Source organism: Paenibacillus helianthi, assembly GCF_001909055.1.
GTDB classification, from domain to species: domain Bacteria; phylum Bacillota; class Bacilli; order Paenibacillales; family Paenibacillaceae; genus Paenibacillus_AQ; species Paenibacillus_AQ helianthi.
The window spans coordinates 1-20,619 of record NZ_LVWI01000086.1 but is presented as its reverse complement, the minus strand read 5'-3'; the positions used below and the strand labels follow the sequence as shown (position 1 = coordinate 20,619).

Here is a 20,619-nt window from a genome sequence, read left to right as displayed (position 1 = left end):
TTGAACCCCCAATCGATCCCCCGCACTCCCCCCTGCCCGTTCACGACAAAGGTCGGTCCGATATCCCGCATCCAGGCATCGTTATACGACAGCTCAACCACGCGCACAGCCGCAGGCATGCGGGAGCGGACATGCTCATACTGGCAGGAGATTACACCGATGGTAACCGGCTCAAATTCAGCAATCGCCTCAGCTACTTCGGCAAAAGCATCCTGTGCCGGCTTCGCGCCCAGCCTCCAGGTATCTGTACGGGTGGGCCAGAGCATCCAGGTTCCCGCATGCGGTTCGAATTCGCCCGGCATACGGTAGCCATCCTCTCTGGGTGTGCTTCTTATGGTGTTAGGCATCCAGTATCACCTCGGCTAATAGAATGTAGTCCATTCTATGCTAACAGTAGGACTGGTGTCACAGCGGATGAGCTATGACCCTTGCGGAGTTAACGCTCCAGTACAGCAGGCTCAGCCAGCACCAAAGGCTCCTCCGGCTTCCGCCGCTTATCGCTTAAGAGAGCGAACAGGATCCCAGGGATCATAAGCAGACCGGCAAAAGCAAAGGTCCGGCTGAATCCCTTCACCGCCGCCTGCTGCATTCCGCCTCCTGCCTGAGACAGGAGCAGCTTCACTTCATGAAATTGATTGGCGCTGTCCGCCGCAAAAGCCTTCTGTTCCGCTAGCGGCAGCTTGGCTGCAGCAAGCTCCACCGCATGAACTACAGCTGAAGCAGTATCCGCTTCCCCGTCGCTGCTGTCCATCGCTGCATTCCCTTGTTTGCCGATGGAAGCCACTGCTTCGGTTAGAACATTTTTGACAAAAGGCTGAAGCTCAGTATTCGTCTGAATGACCTTAGTGGCGGAAATCCCCGCCTTGCCCAGCTCACTGTTTGTATTGTGTTGCAGCACGGTCACGATAATAGCCACTCCGATGACGCTGCCCAGCGCTTTGGCCATATTGGTGACTCCTGATGAAATGCCCACTTTGTCATCCGGCACATTGCGGACAGCGGAAGACATCACTGGAGCCATGGTAAGGCCCACGCCGACACCCGCCACTAACAGGCGCACCACTACCTCCGCAAGAGCCGAGTCCGCGTGAAGTCCGCTCAAAGAATACATCGCTCCGCCAGTGACCACGATACCGGATGCAGCGAACAGATGACTTCCGTATTTTGCGGACAGCGGACCCGAAATAGCCGAGCTTACAATAGAGCCTACAGCGATCATGGACAATACTAGACCTGCCTTCAGTTCGGTCATCCCCATCATCCGCGTCAGAAAGAAGGAAGTTAACAGGGAGAGATTCATTAGCGCTGCACCGACAATCAGCAAGGTCAGAGAAGCACCGTTGAATGTACGTATCCGCATAAGTGACAAAGGCAGCATAGGCTCCTTCCCTCTCCACTGCGTAAAGATGAACAGCAGCAGGAACACAAGTCCTGCCCCGAGCAGCCCAAGGATCACACTGGAACTCCAGCCATAATCCTGGACCTTGATCAGCGCATACGTAATGAAGAACATCGCTCCGGTAATGGCAAGGGTTCCGCCGTAATCGATTGTCCGGCCTGCCGTATTATCCCGCGATTCCTCAATGAAGACAGCCGTCAGCACAATGCTCAGCACACCGAGCGGCACATTCACAAAAAAGATCCACTCCCAGCTGAGCTTCTGCGTTAGAATCCCGCCCAGCGCAGGGCCGCTTGCCGCCGCAATACCTGATACAGCTCCCCAGATGCCAATAATCAGGCCATGCATTTCTTTCGGAAAAGTAGTCGTAGTCAGGGGAATGGTGACCGGAACAATAATAGCCCCGGCTAGACCCTGAATCACCCGCAGCAGGATCAGAACCCCGAGAGAGGTTGCAAACCCTGCAAGCAGGGAGGTTAGCGTAAACAGGGCCACCCCGAAAATGAACACCTTCTTCCGGCCAAATTGATCCGCCAGCCGCGAGGCGGTCAGAATGAATATGGCAAAAGCCAGGTTATACCCGTTCATCACCCATGAAATCCGTGATACACTCCCGCCGAAATGGCGGGTCATCTCCGGCAGGGCAATATTAATAATCGTCGTATCCAGCAGCGCCATGAAAAAACCAAGTACGATTGCCGTAAAAGATAAAGCTCTGCGCATTCTAATACTCATCTTCACCACTCCTCAAAAAGGCTTCCCAAAATGTGAACCATAGTTCATGTTGTGATTATATGAACTAAAGTTCATGTTTGTCAATAAAAAATGAACTTTAGTTCAACTTTTATTGACAGCCCATATCCCCTCCTCTACAATCAGTACTACAAGGGGGAGCTGCCGGACATGAGTGATATGGAGGACAAGATCAGAACACCTCGGCAAGAACGCAGTATCAAAACCAAGGAAGCTATTATCCAGGCGGCTATGAAGCTCTTCTCGGACAAGGGCTTCCACCAGACCAATACCAAGCAAATCGCAGCGGCCGCCGGAGTATCGACGGGCAGCTTCTATTCCTATTTCGTTGATAAAAGAGCTGTTTTTATCGATGCTCTCAAAATATATGGCGACGAGCTTATGGCCCGGATCGACGCTTCGATGTCTGAGATCAACTTCAAAACCATCGAACGGACCGAGCTGATTACCCATCTGGTCGACACCCTTCTCGTCTCCCATAAGGCCTTTATCGGATACCATAAAGATCTGACGATCATGTACCATAGCGATGAGGAAATTAAGCAGCTGATGGATGCCCAGTATGAGGTGGGCCGGATTAAAACACTGAAGTATCTGCAGATGGGACAAGATGAGCTTAAGACGGAAGATGTGGAGGCTGCTTCTATCATCGTGTTCGAAACGGTCAGCGCCATCGTCGATGTCATCTCCTTCTCCCCGCAGCGTATCGCAACCGACCGGCTGAAGTCCGAGCTGGTTCAGATGATTATCAGTTATCTGTATAAGTGAGGGCCGAAACAACGGCTTTTCTGCCGTCTTTCCCCTGCTGGTCTCCCGATTCAATGACAAAAAAAGAGCAGGCTGCGGGTTGATTCATCCCCGCAGCTTGCTCTTTTTTATAGAAAATTATAATGACCTACAGTTGTCCCCGAAAGTTCCAACCCTTGAGTTGCTTAGCGCTTGTCCCTCCAGAAATTCAACGGCTCGACATCCTTCGTAATAATCTCGAACGTATAGCCTTCCTTCTTCAGCGACTCCAGCAGGCGCGGCAGTACTTTGAGTGTTGCTTTCTGGTCATGCATCAGGATCACCGGATTGGTTCTGGAGTGTTGCAGCTTATGCACCTGATTCATGACTGTTGTGTAGATGGTGGCACTATCCTCTTTGTACTTCCAGTCGTCCGAGTCCACGTTCCAGTCCCACAGATGATAGCCTTGACCCAGCACTTTGTCTCTAAAGGTCTTGGTGAAATAAGGCTTGCTGCCGTATGGCGGACGAATCAGTGTTGTCCCTTTGCCAGTGATCTTCGTAAGGATAGCGTTATCCCCGTTCATTTCGGCAAGTGCAGCAGAGGCAGACGCATAGAACTTCTCTTTGCGGTGCGTCATGCCATGCAAGCCGAGACCACTTCCCATCTCCACAATCCGCTTCACCTGGGAAGGATAACGGTTCATATTGGGTCCAATCATGAAGAACGTTGCCTTGACATCATACTTGTCCAGAATGTCCAGCAGCTCTGATGTTGTCGCTGACGGTCCGTCATCAAAGGTCAGATACAAGGTAGTACCCGGCTTGGCTACAGGTGTTTTTGCAGGTTCTTCGGGGGTTACAGGCGGCGTCAGCTCGCTCTTGTATTTGCTTAAGAACCCTGCGTCATCCAAGGTTGCCGAGGCATCATAGACGCGCAGTAAATATTTCTCCGGTTCAAAGGAAATGATATATCCGAGGTAGGCGCTTATCTTCAGCGGAACCATCAATGTTCCATTCTGAAGAAATGTATCTGCCTTGGCAACCGTTCCATCCTGGAGCTTAGCTCCCCCATTATCCCCCAGCAGCCTGAGCGTTCGTCCCCCGCCGTCGACCTGAATGCCATCTGGAAGACCGGTGAGGGTCCACTTCAGTTCTGCCGCCAAAGCGCGGAGAGGAACATAATAGGTATCATTTTGGGATACGGCTGTGATACCGCTTAAGGTATCCCCTACCCCCAACTTCAGAGATTTGTTCACTCCTGTTGCACTTGCTGTTGTTTGAATGACACCGAAGCACAGGAATAAAGACATGAATAAGAGCATTATCTTTTTAGTAGCCACCGACACAATCTCCAATCTATGTATATTTATCTATTACTTTAGCATACATAGATATAACGTAATTTGAGAGATTGTAACCGCGAGCAGAAAAAGTTGTAACTGTTATGCTGTGATATATGACATATTGTCATTGTTTTCAGAAAGAACTCAAACTTAGTCGAATGCTGTCATAGTAAGCAAATCCCAATGAATTCGGGCCTTTTACGGCTTAAATATTTGTGACGAAAATAGTAACATTTGTGAAATTATGAACAAAATTTGAACATTCTTAAAATAACCTTAAGGCGCACCGTTACTGTGATCTTTATCATACGTTAAGGATGTTGTAACAAATTGATCACATATATTTAACTGAATGGACATTTTTAAGGACGATTATAGCTTTTATTACAAAATATGTATTTTGCATTATGGGTAAGTAGTTCTTACTATAGATACAGGTTAATGTTTGCCCGCTAAAGATCGGTGCATGAAAAGAACTATTGAAGGAAGGAGTTCTATATGAAAAAAAAGGGACCGTTATACGCTTTGTTTCTCAGCCTCATCCTCCTCCTGCCGGGATGCAGTTCACTCGCTGTTCTGAACCCGAAGGGGCCGTCTGCACGAACTTTATCTGACACCATCATCCTTTCTATTCTCGTGATGCTCGGTGTTCTGGCCGTTGTCTACATCTTATATATCTTCGTGCTGGTGAAATACCGGGCCAAGAAAAGCAATGAAGGATACATTCCGGAGCATGAGGAGGGCAACAAGGTGCTCGAAGCGATCTGGATTATTATCCCGATCATTATCGTGGCCTTCCTGTCCGTTGTGACAGTCAAAACGACTAGCGCTGTCGAGAAGCAGGCCGAAGATTACAAAGACCAGACTCCTCTCGTCATCTATGCTTCTTCTTCCAACTGGAAATGGCATTTCAGCTATCCAGAGGAAGGCATTGAAACCGTGAACTATGTCAATATGCCGGTGCACCGGGCAGTAGAGTTCAGAATGTACTCTTTCGGTACCATTACGAGCCTATGGATTCCACAGCTTGCCGGACAAAAGTATGCGATGAGCGACATGCTTACCACGCTTCATCTTTCCGCAGATACTGAAGGCTCATATATTGGCAAGAATGCCAACTTCAGCGGTAAAGGCTTCGCCCATATGGAATTCGAAGCGCTTGTCATGAGCAGCAAGGATTATGACAAGTGGGTGAAAGAGGTCAAGGAAACGGCTCCTAAGCTTACAGAAGAAGAATTCAAGGGCCTGCTCGCCACCGATTTTCTTGGACGTAAAACGTATTCTTCCACCCATCTGGAATTCAGCCCTCCTCCGGGAGACCACAGCGAGCATATGAGCGGTGAAGGCAAGGAGATGGATATGGATAACGGAAATATGGATCATCAGAACAATAAGGATATTCATCCTTCACCGGAGCCTTCGAGCCAGACCGAGTTCGACAGTAAACCGAATCCGGAAGTCGAACAGCCGCTGCCAAGCTCACCGGTAGATGAACAGACGCAAAACAGCAATTCGTAATGTACCGCTCGATGAAACAACCTGAAAGGAGCCACCCTAATGGATTTAGACAAATTTAAGGTTCACGGCGAACCCTTGATATACGGAGCCATGATCAGTATCGCACTTGCTACTATCGGGATTCTCGTCGGGCTTACCTATTTCAAAAAATGGGGCTACCTCTGGCGCGAATGGCTGACCACGGTCGACCATAAGAAAATCGGCGTCATGTATATCCTGGCCGCGCTGCTCATGCTGTTCCGCGGGGGCGTGGACGCGATGATGATGCGTCTGCAAACCGCAGCGCCGGAAATGAAGTTCCTCGACGCACAGCACTATAATGAGGTCTTTACTACCCACGGTCTGATCATGATCCTCTTCATGGCCATGCCGTTCATTATCGGTCTGATGAATGTTATCGTACCGCTGCAAATCGGCGCACGCGACGTAGCTTTCCCGCGTCTTAACGCCGTCAGCTTCTGGCTTTTCTTTATGGGGGCCATGCTGCTCAACATTTCCTTCGTCATCGGCGGATCGCCGGATGCCGGATGGTCGGCCTACTTCCCGCTGGCAAGTCTGGAGTTTAGTCCGACGGTCGGCAACAACTACTACTCCCTGGCGCTGCAGATTTCCGGTATCGGGACTCTGATCACAGGCGTCAACTTTATCGTAACCATTCTTAAAATGCGCGCACCGGGCATGAAGCTGATGAAGATGCCGATGTTCACCTGGTCCGTATTGATCACCAACGTGATTATCGTCTTCGCCTTCCCGGTTCTGACCGTGGCTCTGGCGCTGATGATGTTCGACCGCCTGTTCGGCTCCCAATTCTTCACCATGGCCAACGGCGGGATGGATATGCTCTGGGCGAACCTGTTCTGGGTTTGGGGACATCCTGAGGTATATATCGTTATTCTGCCGGCCTTCGGTATTTATAGCGAAATTATCGCCACCTTCTCCAAAAAGAACCTGTACGGCTATACCTCCATGGTATTCAGTATGCTGATCATCTCCCTCTTGTCCTTCCTGGTATGGGCTCACCATTTCTACACCATGGGTCAAGGCGTTATGGTCAACAGTTTCTTCTCCATCACCACGATGGCGATAGCTGTTCCTACCGGGGTTAAAATATTCAACTGGCTGTTTACACTGCGAAAAGGCCGGATTACCTTTACGACACCGATGCTGTATACGCTGGCCTTTATCCCGATCTTCACCATCGGCGGAGTAACGGGGGTCATGCTGGCAATGGCCAGTGCCGACTACCAGTACCACAACACCATGTTCCTGGTTGCGCATTTCCACTACGTGCTGATTCCGGGTGCTGTCTTCGCCGTTATTGCCGGGTTCCACTATTGGTTCCCGAAAGTATTCGGCTTCCGTCTGAACGAACGGCTGGGTAAGCATTCCTTCTGGTGGATCGTGATTTCCTTCAATGTGACCTTCTTCCCGCTGTTCTTCCTCGGTCTGATGGGGATGACTCGCCGGATGTACACCTACTCTAAGGAAACCGGCTTTGGCCCGCTCAATATGCTGTCCTTTGTGGGTGCGGTGGGATTAGCGATAGGCTTTGTACTGTTGGTCTACAACATCTACTGGAGCACACGCTACATGCCAAGAGATACAACAAGCGATCCTTGGGATGGACGCACACTGGAATGGGCTACGCATAGCCCAATGCCGGTCTATAACTTTGCGGTTGTGCCAAAAGTTCAGACACGTGATGCCTTTTGGTCCGCCAAGCATGACAAATTACCGTTGTTCGAAGACAAAATCACCAAGATCCATATGCCAAGCAATACCGGCAAGCCGTTTATCCTGGGTGTGATTTTCTTCTTCGCCGGCTTCTTCCTAGTCTTCAGCATGTGGATTCCTGCGATTGTTGCCGGAGTGGGTATTCTGATTATGCTGGCAGCTATGTCCTTCGACCGCGATCACGGCTATTACATCTCAGTGGATGAAGTTAACGCTACAGAAAAGAAATTGATGCGGGGTGAGACTGTATGAAAATAGATGCGTCCAAGCCGCTTGAATACTCAACAGAAGAGAACAGTAACAAAATTTTCGGGTTCTGGGTGTTTCTCGGAGCTGAAATTCCATTGTTCGCCACCTTGTTTACCGTATTCTTGGTCATGGTGGACCGCTTCGCCAGCGGCCCTAACGGAAAAGAGCTTTTTGAAATTGGCCCGGTGCTGATTGAAACCTTCCTGCTGCTGACCAGTTCGTTCACAATCGGTCTTGCGGTTCATGCCATGCGTCTAGGCTATAAGAAGGCAATGATGGTCTTCATGGCCCTCACGCTGCTGATGGGTCTAGGCTTTATCGGTATTGAAATCACTGAATTTGTGACCTACGTGCATGAAGGGGCTACGCTGCAAACCAGCGGTTTCCTCTCCAGTCTGTTCGTCCTGCTGGGAACGCACGGTGCCCACGTCAGCTTCGGCTTCCTGTGGGGAACGGCGATTATGATTCAGCTATGGCGTCAGGGTATTAACCCGGCTACAGCCAACAAAGCATTTATCTTCTCACTGTTCTGGCATTTCCTGGACGTTGTCTGGATCTTTATCTTCAGCTTCGTCTACCTGAAAGGACTGATGTGACATGATGAAGCAACTGTTCCCAATTCGCCATGTGATGGGTTATCTGGCCTCTCTGGTCCTTTCTGCCGCAGCGCTCATTGTTATCTATGGTGATCTCTCACACGGCGCCAACATGGCCGTACTGCTGATCACAGCTCTGATTCAGGCTTCCCTGCAGCTGTTCGTGTTCATGCACATCGGGGAATCGGCAGATACCAAGAAAGAGCTGTACATTAATATCGGCTATGCACTCTTCGTGGGTCTGGTTACCATCTTCGGTACTTTGTTCATCTTCGTATGGGGATGGTACTCTTAAGACTTCAACCAAATGGTTCCTTTGGATGTGTACTAACAAGCGGTCTGTTCCGGTATTCTGCCGGACGGACCAACCAAACAAGCAGCCCCCTGAGAGCTTCTGGCTCCAGGGGGCTGCTTGTTGATTGTATTAAAGTTTAAAGTGAGCCAAATCCATCTGCAAATTCTCGGCTAATGTTGCCAGATACTGAGCCGACATCGACATTTCGCCCATCGCAGTCAATTGCTCTTCGCTGGCGGCGCTGGTATCCTTCACATCGCCTGCACCCTTGCGCGAAACTTCGCTTAACTGCTCCATAGCCTGTGATACCGATCGGGCTTCAAGAGAGACATGCAGCGTGGCCTTACGAATCTCCTCGGTCTGATGCACAGCATTTCTAATGGACTCCTGTATGGTATTGATTTCTGCCGATAGTCTACCCAGATTACTGAACATCTCCCGGCTGGATGAGGCGCTGAAATCCATATGCTTCATCTGCCCAAGAATAACTCCTACTGCGCCAGCACCATGATCGATGGAAGCCGCGGCCGCAGCCAAGAGCACAGACATTTCATTGCTTCCTCTCTCAACAGCAGCAATATCCTTCACCATCATCTGCACGGATTGTGCAGTGCGGCCAATTGTCTCTGTCTGCACATTGAACCCGGTGGCGATTTCACTGGAGTTCTCGGCGATTACCTGTGAAGCACGGGCCGTCTGCTCTGCACTGGCACTCATTTGCTGTGAGGACGCCGACAGCATTTCAGCGCTCTTCGAAACCCCCTGCATCATGAGCTTCAGGCTACCCAGCATCGCATTGAATGAACCGTTGATCTGCCCGATCTCGTCCCGCGAGTCATAGGAAGCTGCTGCAGTCAAATCTCCCGTTTCTGCGCGCTTCATCAACGTCTGCAATTCTCTAAGCGGCTTAGTCATCCGCCTTGAGATCATGAAGCTGATTCCTGCACACAGGAGTACGGCTGTAATGATCAGAAAAATGCTCATCGTCCTGGAGCTGTTGGCATTCAGCAGTGTCGTCTGATTATGATCCCCAGCGTCTTGAACCAGCAGCACGCCAGCATCTTCAAGGAGGCCTACCATAGTCTTCCGTGATTCCTTGAAGCTGGTGCCCGAAAATATCTGATATCCCTCATTATCCAAATTCTTGTCGGCGAGCTGGATGATATTATCACACTGTGCCCGGTAATCCGGCAGCAGAGACAAATATTGATATATTTTATTCGAAATCTTTTTATTGCCGAATGAAATACCCTTCAGCTGATGGATCAGCTTATTGTTAGTATTGACGTTATCTTCGATGGCTGCGGTAAACTCCTGTTTCTTGGCATCGTCCTTGGTGATCAGATTCTCCAACAGGAACGACTCAATCGCCCGGTTGTTTCCGCGTATTTCTGCAATCAGATAGAGGGGCTGCAGATTCTGATTGTAGGCTTCCCTGGATTTGTCAGCCATGTGATCGGTAGTAATCATGCCGATAGCTCCAATCCCGGAGAGCATGATCACAAAAATCATCACCAGCAATAACATTTTATGTCTAACCTTAAGATGTTTCATATTTCCGGTTCCCGCCTTCTCCGAATCTTGCTGTACATATTTTATCGGAGAAAAAGGTCGAAAGTATGATGATTCTTCCGAGGAATTTGTCGAAATAACGAATATTATAGTATATTGCGTGACTTTAAGACTAGATAACCACTCATTCCTGAAGCAGCCCGTATTTTTTACGGAACCGTTTCAGCACTTTGGTCCAGCCTCCGGCGAGAACGGCCAGGAAAAACACATTGGACAAGGCATGGGCCAGGTCCAGATAAAAGCTTGATGCATAGGCTGTCGCCACCAGTCCCCAGCTGAATGCGTCGGGAAGACTGATCAGATACCAGATATTCATAATCCAGCCGAACAAAAAACCCCATACGAAGCCAAAGGCAAGCATTCCGCCCTTTTTCTTCATCCACCAGGTATTCCGCAGCCAGCCCGCCGTCAGACCAACCATCCCCCAGGCGAACATTTGCCAGGGCGTCCATGGACCCTGCCCGAAATAGATATTGGACACCAGTGCCGCCACCGCGCCGATGATGAAGCCCGCTTCTGCCCCGAAAACATAGGCCGACAGAATGACAATGGCAGATACAGGCTTTACACTCGGCAAGGCAGCAAAAGGAATGCGGCTGACCGCAGCGACAGCAGACAGCACTGCCAGCAGCACTAGCTCTCTGGATTCAAGCGGACGCCGCTCCAGCCGGAGGAACAGCGGCAGCAGGGTCACTGCCAGCAGCACTAGGCTGAGCAGCATATAATGGCGGTCCTTCAGCGCAGAGGTGAGCGCCAGGCCGGCTACAAATAACCCGAGTGCGATCAGGAGCGGGAAGCGAAAACGGGCCACGTTTTCATCACATCCTCTATCGTTAATGCCTGCGGCAGCAGATCCCGCACCATACGGTTAACCACTGTCGTATAGAAATAATTACTGCTGAAGAACTCTGCCGGTGCCCCCTCTGACGTAATTCCGCCGTCGAACAGCATCGCGCAGCGCGAGGCATATCTCGCAGCAAATTCAACATCATGTGTTACCAGAACGATACTGACTCCCCGGCTGCGCAAGTCCCCAAGCAAAGCAGCCAGCCGTTCCTTGGCCCCGGGATCCAGTCCCTTCGTCGGCTCATCCAGCAGCAGAATGTCTGGGGAGAGCAGCATAACCATGGCGAGCGCCAGCTTCTGCTGCTGGCCGCCGCTGATATCATGCGGATGGCTGAGCAGGAGGTTCTCCAGCTGAAAGATTTCGAGGAGACGGGAAATTTCCCGTTCCGCCCTTTCTCCGGGCAGCCCGGCGTACTCTGCCATCTGCTTCAGCTCCTCCTGAACCGTGTCGTAGCTGAAGTATAGCAGCGGGTTCTGGGCCAGAAAGCCGCTGGTAATTCCTTTGCCCAGCGTGACCCTGCCGCGCTGGGGCTTAAGCAAACCATTCATTACATGCAGCAGCGTCGATTTCCCGGCCCCATTTCCGCCCATTATAGCCAGAAGCTCTCCCCGGTACAGCGATAACGAGAGCTTCTTAAGCACCTCTACTCCGTCCTTGGTGTAGCGGAAGGTCACTTCCCGGCAGCCGAGCAGCAGCTCGTTAGAGGGCGCTGGGACCGTACGTGAAGCGCCTGCGGGTGAAAGTGGGCTAGCGGGATCTTCATGAGCTCTGAAGCCCTCTGCGGTCCCAGCGAGTGTCCGGGAGGTATGTACAGCAGAGCCATCTCCTCCAGAGGCAGCGTTAGTATCCTTGCCTGCCGCTATTCCGTCCAGGGAATGCAGCCAGCGCTTGCCTTCACGCACAGTCAGCGGGATAGACTCCATCGGAGCAGAACCTGCGTCCGGCTGAAGCGCGAGGAAAAGACGTGAGGCGGTTGGCAAATACGCCCTATGTGTTGAGTCCGGTTCCTTGCCGGCCTGGCGCACGAAATCACGGGGCGTACCCTGGAACCGCAGTTCCCCTTCTTCCAGCAGCAGCACCCGGTCAGCCAGCGGCAGCACTTCCTCCAGACGGTGCTCGCTGATTATTACCGTCACCGACAGTTCCTCATTCAACCGGTGCAGCGTCTGGATGAATTCCCGCGCAGCGACCGGATCGAGCTGTGAGGTTGGCTCGTCCAGCAGCAGCAGCTTCGGCTGCAGCAGCAGTACAGAGGCCAGGTTCAGCAGCTGCTTTTGGCCACCGGAGAGCTCATGTATGGGCCGGTACAGCAGCGGCTCCAGCCCGAACAGGCCGGCGATCTCTGCCAGCCTGCTGCGCATGACCGCAGGCGGATAGCCCATATTCTCCATTGAAAAAGCCAGCTCATGCCACACCGTGTCCATCACGATCTGAGCGTCCGGGTTCTGGAACACCATCCCGATTTCTCCGGCAGCAAGCTCCGCCGGCAGATCAGACAAGGGCCTCCCTTTGTAAGCGATCATCCCGCTAACCTTGCCCACTGGAGCAAGCTCGCGCTTCAAATGGCGCAGGAGCGTGGTTTTGCCGCCGCCGGACGGGCCGAGCAGCACCACAAATTCACCTTCCTCTACCGTAAATGAGAGCTCATGAAGCGAGTCCCTGTCTTCTTCAGGGTAGCTGAAGGATAACTGCTGTGCCGTGAGGATCTCCATAACCATTTCTCCTTTCCTTCCAGGGCCAGCGGCGTCAGCACGAACACGCAGAAGCTGGCATACATCGCAGCATCAGCCCAGCCGAGGTGCATCGGCTTCATCCGCGGATAAATGTCCAGCACCCCATACCCTTTCATCCAAAAAAACAGCGGAATCCATCCGCTTACCGTAAACAGCAACAGCATGGCTTTATCCTGCAGGTCCAGCTTGTATATGCCGTATACGCTGCGTTTGCGGATGCCATACCCCCGCGCTTTCATTGAGTCTGCCGTCTGCAGGGCCTCTTCCAGTGACCAGGTCAGCAGCACCTTGAGCAGTGTCATGCCGTCCCTCATTCTGGAGCGCAGACTGCCCTTGCCCGCATCCACTCCCCGAATCCGCTGGATCAGGGTGATCTGCCGTAGCCGCCGCTGGAACAAGGGGACGAACCGCATGGTCATAAGCGTAAGCAGGGTAGTCCGGGGGGCAGCCGCAGCGAACAGGTACATGAATTTATCAGTAGTAACCGTGTAATTATAAGAGATGAACAGAATAAAGACAGTCAGCAGCACCAGCATCATCATCAGCCCGTACAGTACGGCTTCTAGTGTAATCGGCTGATCCATAAAATAAAACAGAATATGCGCCCCCCTGTGTGAAAACAAGGGATTGAGCACTGCCACGGAAACCGCCATCAGCAGATAAAAGGGCAGGCCGCGCAGCAGCCCGCGTCCTTGTCCCTGTAGCACCAGGAGGAAGGTCAGTCCGGCAATCTCCGTTGCCAGGAACAGGGGATGAAACAGCAAAGCGGCGAATAATAGCAGCCCTGCATAATAGACCATCGCCACCGAAGGATGCATCGAACGGAAGCCGCTGCTCATTGCACTTCGGCCCCCACATCCTTGCCGAGATCCAGCGTATACAGCCACTCCACGGTATCTCCAGGCTTCAGTGTGTAGCCTCCTGCCCCCTTCCCGGGGATTTCACCGTTGACTCTGTATATCCAGCCGCTCTCCGGCCCGTGGTCAAACTCATAGAGATTATCTATTCCTTCTACATAAGCGAAGCTTTTGGCTCCCTGGTATTCCATTTGAATCTTATTCTTGCGGGTAATGCGCTTCAGCAGTTCCAGCGCACTCTCCCCATCCTTGACTTCAACGGCGGCTGCCGCAAAAATCGTCCCGTGCTCCTCATCTCCGGTAATGGAGAACGTTACGGTGTCTTCGGCCCCGGCAGGCTTCGCCGGGGCGGCTGATGCGGCAGCAGTCGGCTTCACCGCTGCCGAGGCTTGCGCTGTGGCGGCAGGCTTCGCCGTTGCCGCCGGCTTGGTGCCTGCTGAGGGCTTCGCGCCCGCAGCAGGCTTCGCAGGCCCGGCCGGGGCTTGCGCCGTGGCCGGAGCTGCGCTGGCGGCCGCCGGCGCGGATGCAGCCGGCGCAGCAGCGCTGCCCGTAACGGGATCTGGCTCCGTTACGGCAGCGGCAGACGGCGCGGTGCCAGCGGCCGCGCCGGAAGCGGCGGGCGGCGGCGGGGATGCAGCCGCCCCCGTGGACGTCCCGGCGGCGGATTCCGCGCCGGTCGGCACGGGGCTTGCGGCGTCCCCGGGAATAGGGGACGCCGGGTTCTGGGGCTGCGGGCTCTGCACCGCAGCCGTATTCGCGGCGGCGGGGCTTGGACCGCCGCCGGCTGTGTCTGCGCCGGATGCGCAGCCGGCGAGCAGCAGCGCTGCGGCCAGAAGCAGCAGCGGGTAAGACAGCCATTGCTGGATGGACCTCAACATGAACATGGACACCTCCGGGAAAAGGGAAAGGAACGGGGCTGCAGACTGCTCCCCCGTTCCGTTCTTTTACAATATGATTGCTGGTATAACGGCACTGTCTCCACTTCATACCTGGACAGGCCTATAAGGACTGGAAAAGCGTTATTTCGCAATATCCGCTCTTTTCTCTGACTATATGGACACAGAAGCCGTTATTATGCTACTTCATTCTGGAAATCGGTCAAAAGTCACTAGATAAGTGCAGCGGAGTCCGTTTCCGTTCGCAAGGGGATCGGCTAGAGGCTGCCTTACCGTAAATTATGCGTCGGCATTATGCGTACAGCTTTGAGCATCCTGCTACTTCACAGAAACTGACTATACATCCACCTGACCGATCTGGCCATTTAACAAACTCCAGTTACTCCAATTCAAACCAATCCTGAATGGATCATCTTTATTGGAGCAAGTAACATCAAGGCAATCTTACAGCCACAACGGCCGCCATTTCTCTGGTGACCGCTGCCGCCGGGTCAAAGGTACCGCCAGATCCGGTCATATAGCCCAGCTGAGTGACGGAACGGACAGCAGATAGCGCGTAGCTGCTAATCCGGGCCTCGTCCGTAAATTTCACAGCCTGCGGGGCTGACGCAGAAGCTGTATTTTCCAGCTTGAGCGCTCTGGCGATCATGACAGCCATATCCTGGCGGGAGATGATGCCGTTCGGATTAAAGGTTGTAGCCGTGATCCCATCGACAATGCCGAGCTGTTTGGCTCTCAGCACTATTCCATAATACCATGCGCCAGTCTTGACGTCGCTGAATACCGGTGCACTGCTTGCTGAAGAAGGCTCATTGTGGGTCAGTCTGAGCAGCAGAGCCGCAAATTCCGCACGGGTAATCTTCTGCTTCGGCGCAAAGATCAGGCTGTTTCCGCTGACCCCTTCCATCAGCTTCCCGGTGTAAGCCTGATGCACGGAATCCAGCGCCCAGGCCGAAATCAGGTCCTCATCGGTGAATACCGCTCCCCCGGTCACACCGGAAGGAGAAATGCTGAACAGCTTCGACTCACCGTTCAGATAACGGCTATACGCTGTCAGCGCCAGCAGTGCCTGCTCGGTAGCTACGCTGTTCGCGGGTTGTCCCAGTGTATGCGCATAACCGCCGTCCGCTTGCCGGAAGGAAGCCAGATGGCTGAGCAATCCGCCTTTGGCTTTGACAAACCGGGAGTCATTCGGTCCAATGCCCGCAGCACTCAGGGCAATAATCACCTGCGCTGTACTCTCACTGTTCGCTTCACCAGCCTGTTTGTAGCCGCCGTCTTCCTGCTGCTGCTGTGACAGCCAGGCAATGGCCTTGTCTATTGCCGCCGCAACAGCAGCCTGGTCAGCATGAGCAGCAAGTGCGGTAACCGCCATTGCGGTAATATCCGGATCTGCTGTTCCGCCTGCAGTGAGCGGGAAGCCGCCGTCCTTATCCTGAGCTTCGAGCAGGGCTTGAGTCAGGCGTTCTTTGGTCCACTTGGCACTAGAGGGCACCGTATAGGAGCCGCTATCCAGGGCAATCAGGGCAAAGATCAGACCATTGTTTCCCTGGCTGGTCAACTTGTCATTGTTGTAGATTTTCTCAATCAGGTTATAGCCGCCGAACGTCTGCGGATCTGCACCCGCAGCAGCCACAGCCAAAACTAGACGCTCATAGTCTGTAACCTTGCGGAGCTGCCCCTGACTGTCCGACAGCTGCTCCTTCACACCTGCCAGATAAGCAGCAGGCACCGCATGACCTGAACGGGCAAGCCCAACAGCCTGCCAGTCACTAAGCTCTTCCGTTGCTGTTATGCCCTTTGCTGTAGCAGCAATGTCACTTTTCAGCTGCTCTGGCTTAGGCTCCCACTTGCTGCGGTCAACCACTGCGTAATCGGTGAAGTGGCTAACCTTTCCGGTGAGAACTCCCGTCTTGGCATCCAATACAGACGGAACCGGAATCCAGCGGCCTGTGGCCGGATCGAGCCAGGCCAAGGCCAGATTGGCTGGATTAAGGACGGTTACAGGCACCGTAATGGACAAGTCGACCGGCTTCACAAATTTGGTACCATCCGGGGAGAAGGTGTACAGCCCCGATACCAGCTCCTTGCGGGACGAGCTGTTCTCCCGCACGCTGATCTTCACGGTTCCGGTAACCGCACCGGCCGGAATCAGCAGTTGCACTTCACCGCCACTGTCCTTTAAGGCTGCACCTGCACCAGGGGTAACTTCCTGCTCGAAGGCAGCAGAGTTTGCCGTGAATTTCCCGCTCAGAGCCGCCGCTTCTGACGCCGTCATTCTCGCGTTCAGGTTCGTAACGGCTGTTGTCTGCCCCACCTGATTCAGCGGAAGAGTGTTGTCAGTGGTGATGTCCACGGTTCCCTTACTCCCCGGGAGACCGCCTGCGCCTGGAGAAGAGGTTTCATAATCTGTCGTGTAGGACCAGACAAGTACATCTCCATTACTCAATTTATAATCAGCCGCACTAAATCCGGGGTCCTTACCATTTACGTAATAGAGCCATCCGCTTTTGGGTCCCCGGTCAAATTCTTTGAGACCGTCGATAGACACCACATACAGGCTTCCGCCGGAGGTGGTGGCCTCTACTTTGCCCCCTAATTGACGTTTCAGCAGGCTGTATGCCGTTTCCCCCGGATTCAAGACCACCTGCGTGCTGGGCAGAATCGTTCCTTTGGCACTGTCTCCGATAACCGAGATCGTTGCCGATGCCGGCTGAGGCACAACTGCCGGATCTGCAACGGTCAGCTTTTGCGTATAGCGGGCAATCTTCGGTGTGCTGTCGGCAACATAGCCGGTCACGGCCAGTGTGTACGCCCCGGCAGGCAACCCTTTGTCAAAGGCAGCGATACCTTGATCATTAGTAGTTACTGCTGTGCCGCCAATCGTGACCTGTACACCCGCTGCCGGCGTTACCACCGGGTCAGAGGTAAAGGTGGTATTATTCCAGACCCACTGCTTCTGCGCTACCGCAACGGTGAACTTTTCACCCGGCTTCGGCTGCGCTGAAGCAACCGACAGTGAATTGACAACATGCGTGTTGTCGCCGGCATAATACACCAGCACCCGGTCGGATGCCTCCAGTACGTAATCCCCCATCCCGACAGACGGGTAGATCCATTCGCCGCCCCGCTGCACCGCAAAGCTCCAATAGCCCTTATACGTGCCGCTCTCTATTCCGTTAATCGCCGAGACATAGCTGCCAAAAGATGATTCTGTAATCTTCAGCGGAATATTCCCAGACTCAGCGAGTTTCTTCAGCGCTTCCAGTGCATTATACGCCTCCAGCGTACCGTCGATGACCGGTCCCTGAGGACCTTCAACGGACAGATAAGCCGCTACATTCTTGGGAGCGATCTTCAAAGGCTGCGTATATTTCGCAACTGCCGGGGCCTTCCCCGGAGCATAGCCGGTCACAGCAAGCGTATAATCACCTGCTGAAATCCCTCCGGTAAAGGCTGCAATGCCTTTTGCATCTGTTGTGACCGTATGATCCCCAATCGTCACCTGTACTCCGGCAGCGCTTGAGGTTACCGGACTGGAAGTGGCTGTTGAGTTATTCCATACCCATGTTTTTTGGGTGACCGTAACGGTAAAAGCTTCACCCTCTCTAGGCTGCACCTTGGAAAGGGCTACTTGATCTACAAGCTGTGTATCGCTGCCAGCATAATAAACCAGCAGCTTGTCCGACTCCTTCAGCTTGAAGTCTTTCATGCCTACATCGACGCTTGCCCATTCACCGCCGCGCGAAACGGCATACATCCAGCCATCATACCCGCCATAGGTCCCGGCAGAGATGCTGCCGATACCCGTAACATAGTTACCTGAAGGGTTCGTAACCGGCAGGCCATTTGCCGCAGCTACTTTGTCCAGCGCCTCGAGTACATTTCCCGCATACGCGCTGCCCTGGCCCAGTGTCTTCTCAGGACCTTCGATCGTGAGCGGTACATAGACTAACGGATTTTGCGGTGCCGGCTTGGAAAAGTCATACAGTTTGCCGTTCGTTCCACCGCTGAACAAGCTGTAGGCCACCAGCGCCTGGAGTCCCTGCTCCGTGGCCAGCACATTGGCGCTGCCGCCTTGATTATGGGCAAAGGCACCACTCTCCAGCCGGAAGCTCAGAAGTCTGCTGATTAGATCCGCTTCGTTCTTGGTGAACTCGTCACTGGTGGGGTCTATGCCATAAGAAGACAGGGCAATGATGGCCTGGGCCACACTTTCGCTGCTGTCCCCGTAACCGCCGCTGGCATCCTGTTTGGCGGCCAGCCAGGCTACAGCTTTTTGTCCGGCTGTCGCAACAGCCGCTTCATTCTTATGAGCAGAAAGGGCAGTCAGGACGATGGCCGTCATATCTGGATCGCTCGCTCCCGGGAACAGAGCGAAGCCGCCGTCACTGTTTTGCTTGGATAGAATTTCGCTTAGCAACGACGACTGGTTCCATTTGGCATCGCCGGGAAGCGTATAGCTGCCGGAATCCAGTGCGAGCAGCGCATATACCGGAGCATTCAGCGACTGGCCGCTAATTTTGTCACTATTGTAGATGCGCTCCAGCAGATTGTACCCTGCCCCCGAACCACTTCCGGCAAAATTCGCCGGATCCCCGCCGGTCGCCCGCACGGCAAGCACAATTCGTGCATAATCCGTAACGTTCGGGAAAATGCCTCCCGCAGCCTGCACCTTCTGTGCAAGCGATTGGGCATAGCTCTCCGGCACCCGGTAGCCCGCCTGGGCCAGGCCGATCGCCTGCCACTCCGAAGTCACACCGCCGCTGATAATATATTCAGCAGCTGTATACGTTGCCTGCGAGACCGATACCTGTCCCCCGGGAACTGCTGCAGTTAGTGCCGCTGCTGCTTCTCCGTCCGCAGCATGGTCAGCCGCATACACAGCGTCTGCAACACTATTCGTTACCTTGTTAGCGGAGGCTCCTGCCGCAGCAAAAGCCTGTCCCGCCGGAACCACAGCGGTACCTGTAATCGAAATAAGCAGTAATAAGACCAGACCAAGTACAAAAGACTTGGCAGAATACAATGTTTTCATCGTCAACCTCTTTCCTTTTTACTAAAATGGATTGTAGTGCACAGCAGGGGATGACCCTAACAACATAAAGACCGCCCTTGTTCAGGGCGGCCCGGAAAAATACAAAGTGAAGGTTCCGGCTCCTAAGCTCCGGACTCCATCCATCTGCATATGTTCCGCATTCTTACCCCACGAAGAATAGAAACGTTCACGAAAAAGGCAGGTCTCCTGGCTTATGCCTCATTGCTGCTCTTGGCCTTCCCATCCTTCTACCGGACAGTGGCCGCTCTAAGAGCCGCTCCGCATTTACAGTGGCGGGACCGCGCCGGATTTGCACCGTGCTTCCCTTTTAAGCCGATTCTGATTCTGTGAAGCAGAACCGGCACCTTCTCCATAACCTATTAAATTTTAATATCCATAATCATATCCAGTATTCCCTTGTATGTCTATAGACAAGCTGTTTCATAGTGGACGCAGGTAGCCCAGCAAACTTGCAGAAGGATTTAGTATGTTTCTAGCTTTTGCAATTATGGTTAGTTTCTCTGTACGTCATTTGTTTATGCCTCGCCTGAAGAAATGGTAAAAACACATGTCACTAAAGCCAAGTGGTCGGGATTTTTTAAGGGGGATTCTATGCCAAAACTACACGATCAGAATTTGACATCTTCTACTTATATTAATATTGATTTTATATACCACATCAAACAAGTTAACCGCTCCATCGTTATAGCTAAGTAAATGAAAATCCGATAGAAATAATTTCTTATACTTCATAATTGAGAAAAAGGGGCTGTCTCATAAGTAGATTTTCAAAAAAAAGAAACAGCCCATATGTATTCAAGAGGCAGTAAAAAGACAGCAAGGCCGCGATTCTCCTGTTATTGGAGAATCGCGACCTTGCGTTTTTGGTCCACCGTGGCTTGCTTCAGCATATTATGGGCAAGCGAAAGCCAACCGACCTCAAGCGTCACTTTTTCCATGCCGCGAAGCAGAAAGCGCCGGAAGCCCCGGTTATTCTTCAGTTGTCCAAATACGCTTTCTGGTTCCGTCATTCGGCGTACGGCCAGGGCATAACCTTCCT

Annotated in this window: 15 protein-coding genes and 1 riboswitch; of the genes, 5 read left to right on the top strand and 10 right to left on the bottom strand. The window is 52.8% G+C overall.

All coding sequences use genetic code 11. The features are described from left to right. Both A3844_RS28305 and A3844_RS28300 read right to left on the bottom strand, forming a co-directional pair. Positions 1-347 (bottom strand): agmatine deiminase family protein (locus A3844_RS28305; protein ID WP_208619468.1); only part of this gene is annotated, 347 nt, incomplete at its 3' end. Between the two features lie 89 nt (positions 348-436). Further along, positions 437-2,134 carry an MFS transporter gene (locus tag A3844_RS28300; RefSeq protein ID WP_074109206.1) on the bottom strand — a complete coding sequence of 566 codons (1,698 nt, stop codon included), beginning with the start codon at positions 2,132-2,134 and terminating at the stop codon, positions 437-439. Between the two features lie 168 nt (positions 2,135-2,302). Between A3844_RS28300 and A3844_RS28295 the strand changes: the two genes are divergently transcribed. Continuing rightward, entirely contained in the window at positions 2,303-2,920 is a 618-nt protein-coding gene (locus tag A3844_RS28295) for a TetR/AcrR family transcriptional regulator (RefSeq protein WP_074109205.1), read from the top strand. Positions 2,921-3,084: 164 nt separating this feature from the next. Here the strand turns inward: A3844_RS28295 and A3844_RS28290 are convergent, their stop codons facing one another. Beyond that, on the bottom strand, positions 3,085-4,221 hold the full coding sequence (locus A3844_RS28290) for a polysaccharide deacetylase family protein (RefSeq protein WP_143192180.1): 1,137 nt from the start codon (positions 4,219-4,221) through the stop codon (positions 3,085-3,087). Between the two features lie 501 nt (positions 4,222-4,722). Here A3844_RS28290 and qoxA point away from each other — a divergent pair. Genes qoxA through qoxD form a run of 4 tightly spaced genes read left to right on the top strand, consistent with a single transcriptional unit; the run spans position 4,723 to position 8,616 of the window. After that, a complete protein-coding gene (gene qoxA / locus A3844_RS28285; RefSeq protein WP_074082972.1) occupies positions 4,723-5,742 on the top strand; it encodes a cytochrome aa3 quinol oxidase subunit II in 1,020 nt (339 codons plus the stop codon). A gap of 39 nt (positions 5,743-5,781) precedes the next feature. Further along, the gene (qoxB, locus tag A3844_RS28280) at positions 5,782-7,728 is read left to right on the top strand and encodes a cytochrome aa3 quinol oxidase subunit I (protein ID WP_074082970.1); all 1,947 of its coding nucleotides are present in this window, start codon (positions 5,782-5,784) and stop codon (positions 7,726-7,728) included. Further along, complete coding sequence (locus A3844_RS28275; protein WP_074082968.1) at positions 7,725-8,321, top strand: cytochrome (ubi)quinol oxidase subunit III; 597 nt, start codon at positions 7,725-7,727, stop codon at positions 8,319-8,321. The genes qoxB and A3844_RS28275 overlap by 4 nt, the downstream gene beginning before the upstream one ends. 1 nt (position 8,322) lies before the next feature. Continuing rightward, positions 8,323-8,616, top strand: coding sequence for a cytochrome aa3 quinol oxidase subunit IV (gene qoxD, locus A3844_RS28270; RefSeq protein WP_178381867.1), 294 nt, complete (start codon positions 8,323-8,325; stop codon positions 8,614-8,616). Positions 8,617-8,745: 129 nt separating this feature from the next. Here the strand turns inward: qoxD and A3844_RS28265 are convergent, their stop codons facing one another. The 7 genes from A3844_RS28265 to A3844_RS28235 all read right to left on the bottom strand — a co-directional run. Then, the gene (locus A3844_RS28265) at positions 8,746-10,170 is read right to left on the bottom strand and encodes a HAMP domain-containing methyl-accepting chemotaxis protein (protein WP_074109203.1); all 1,425 of its coding nucleotides are present in this window, start codon (positions 10,168-10,170) and stop codon (positions 8,746-8,748) included. A 142-nt stretch (positions 10,171-10,312) separates the two neighbouring features. Further along, complete coding sequence (locus tag A3844_RS28260; RefSeq protein ID WP_074103843.1) at positions 10,313-10,999, bottom strand: ECF transporter S component; 687 nt, start codon at positions 10,997-10,999, stop codon at positions 10,313-10,315. Beyond that, positions 10,972-12,747 (bottom strand): ABC transporter ATP-binding protein, encoded by a 1,776-nt coding sequence (locus tag A3844_RS28255; protein WP_074109202.1) that lies wholly within the window; start codon positions 12,745-12,747, stop codon positions 10,972-10,974. The genes A3844_RS28260 and A3844_RS28255 overlap by 28 nt, the downstream gene beginning before the upstream one ends. Next, the gene (locus A3844_RS28250) at positions 12,663-13,607 is read right to left on the bottom strand and encodes an energy-coupling factor transporter transmembrane component T (RefSeq protein WP_074103845.1); all 945 of its coding nucleotides are present in this window, start codon (positions 13,605-13,607) and stop codon (positions 12,663-12,665) included. Before A3844_RS28250 ends, A3844_RS28255 begins: the two co-directional genes overlap by 85 nt. Further along, on the bottom strand, positions 13,604-14,503 hold the full coding sequence (locus tag A3844_RS28245; protein ID WP_074109207.1) for a DUF4430 domain-containing protein: 900 nt from the start codon (positions 14,501-14,503) through the stop codon (positions 13,604-13,606). The genes A3844_RS28250 and A3844_RS28245 overlap by 4 nt, the downstream gene beginning before the upstream one ends. Positions 14,504-14,954: 451 nt before the next feature. Then, entirely contained in the window at positions 14,955-19,559 is a 4,605-nt protein-coding gene (locus A3844_RS28240) for an S-layer homology domain-containing protein (protein ID WP_074109201.1), read from the bottom strand. Between the two features lie 180 nt (positions 19,560-19,739). Next, a riboswitch (cobalamin riboswitch) is annotated at positions 19,740-19,943 on the bottom strand. A gap of 473 nt (positions 19,944-20,416) precedes the next feature. Continuing rightward, positions 20,417-20,619, bottom strand: a 203-nt coding sequence (locus A3844_RS28235; protein ID WP_074109200.1) for a transposase, incomplete at its 5' end; no start/stop codon positions are given.

Coding starts and splice junctions, on each gene's coding strand:
- A3844_RS28300 (WP_074109206.1), bottom strand. CDS start 2,134: ATGAGTATTAGAATGCGCAGAGCTTTATCTTTTACGGCAATCGTACTT.
- A3844_RS28295 (WP_074109205.1), top strand. CDS start 2,303: ATGAGTGATATGGAGGACAAGATCAGAACACCTCGGCAAGAACGCAGT.
- qoxA (WP_074082972.1), top strand. CDS start 4,723: ATGAAAAAAAAGGGACCGTTATACGCTTTGTTTCTCAGCCTCATCCTC.
- qoxB (WP_074082970.1), top strand. CDS start 5,782: ATGGATTTAGACAAATTTAAGGTTCACGGCGAACCCTTGATATACGGA.
- A3844_RS28275 (WP_074082968.1), top strand. CDS start 7,725: ATGAAAATAGATGCGTCCAAGCCGCTTGAATACTCAACAGAAGAGAAC.
- qoxD (WP_178381867.1), top strand. CDS start 8,323: ATGATGAAGCAACTGTTCCCAATTCGCCATGTGATGGGTTATCTGGCC.
- A3844_RS28265 (WP_074109203.1), bottom strand. CDS start 10,170: ATGAAACATCTTAAGGTTAGACATAAAATGTTATTGCTGGTGATGATT.
- A3844_RS28255 (WP_074109202.1), bottom strand. CDS start 12,747: ATGGAGATCCTCACGGCACAGCAGTTATCCTTCAGCTACCCTGAAGAA.
- A3844_RS28250 (WP_074103845.1), bottom strand. CDS start 13,607: ATGAGCAGCGGCTTCCGTTCGATGCATCCTTCGGTGGCGATGGTCTAT.
- A3844_RS28245 (WP_074109207.1), bottom strand. CDS start 14,503: ATGTTGAGGTCCATCCAGCAATGGCTGTCTTACCCGCTGCTGCTTCTG.
- A3844_RS28240 (WP_074109201.1), bottom strand. CDS start 19,559: ATGAAAACATTGTATTCTGCCAAGTCTTTTGTACTTGGTCTGGTCTTA.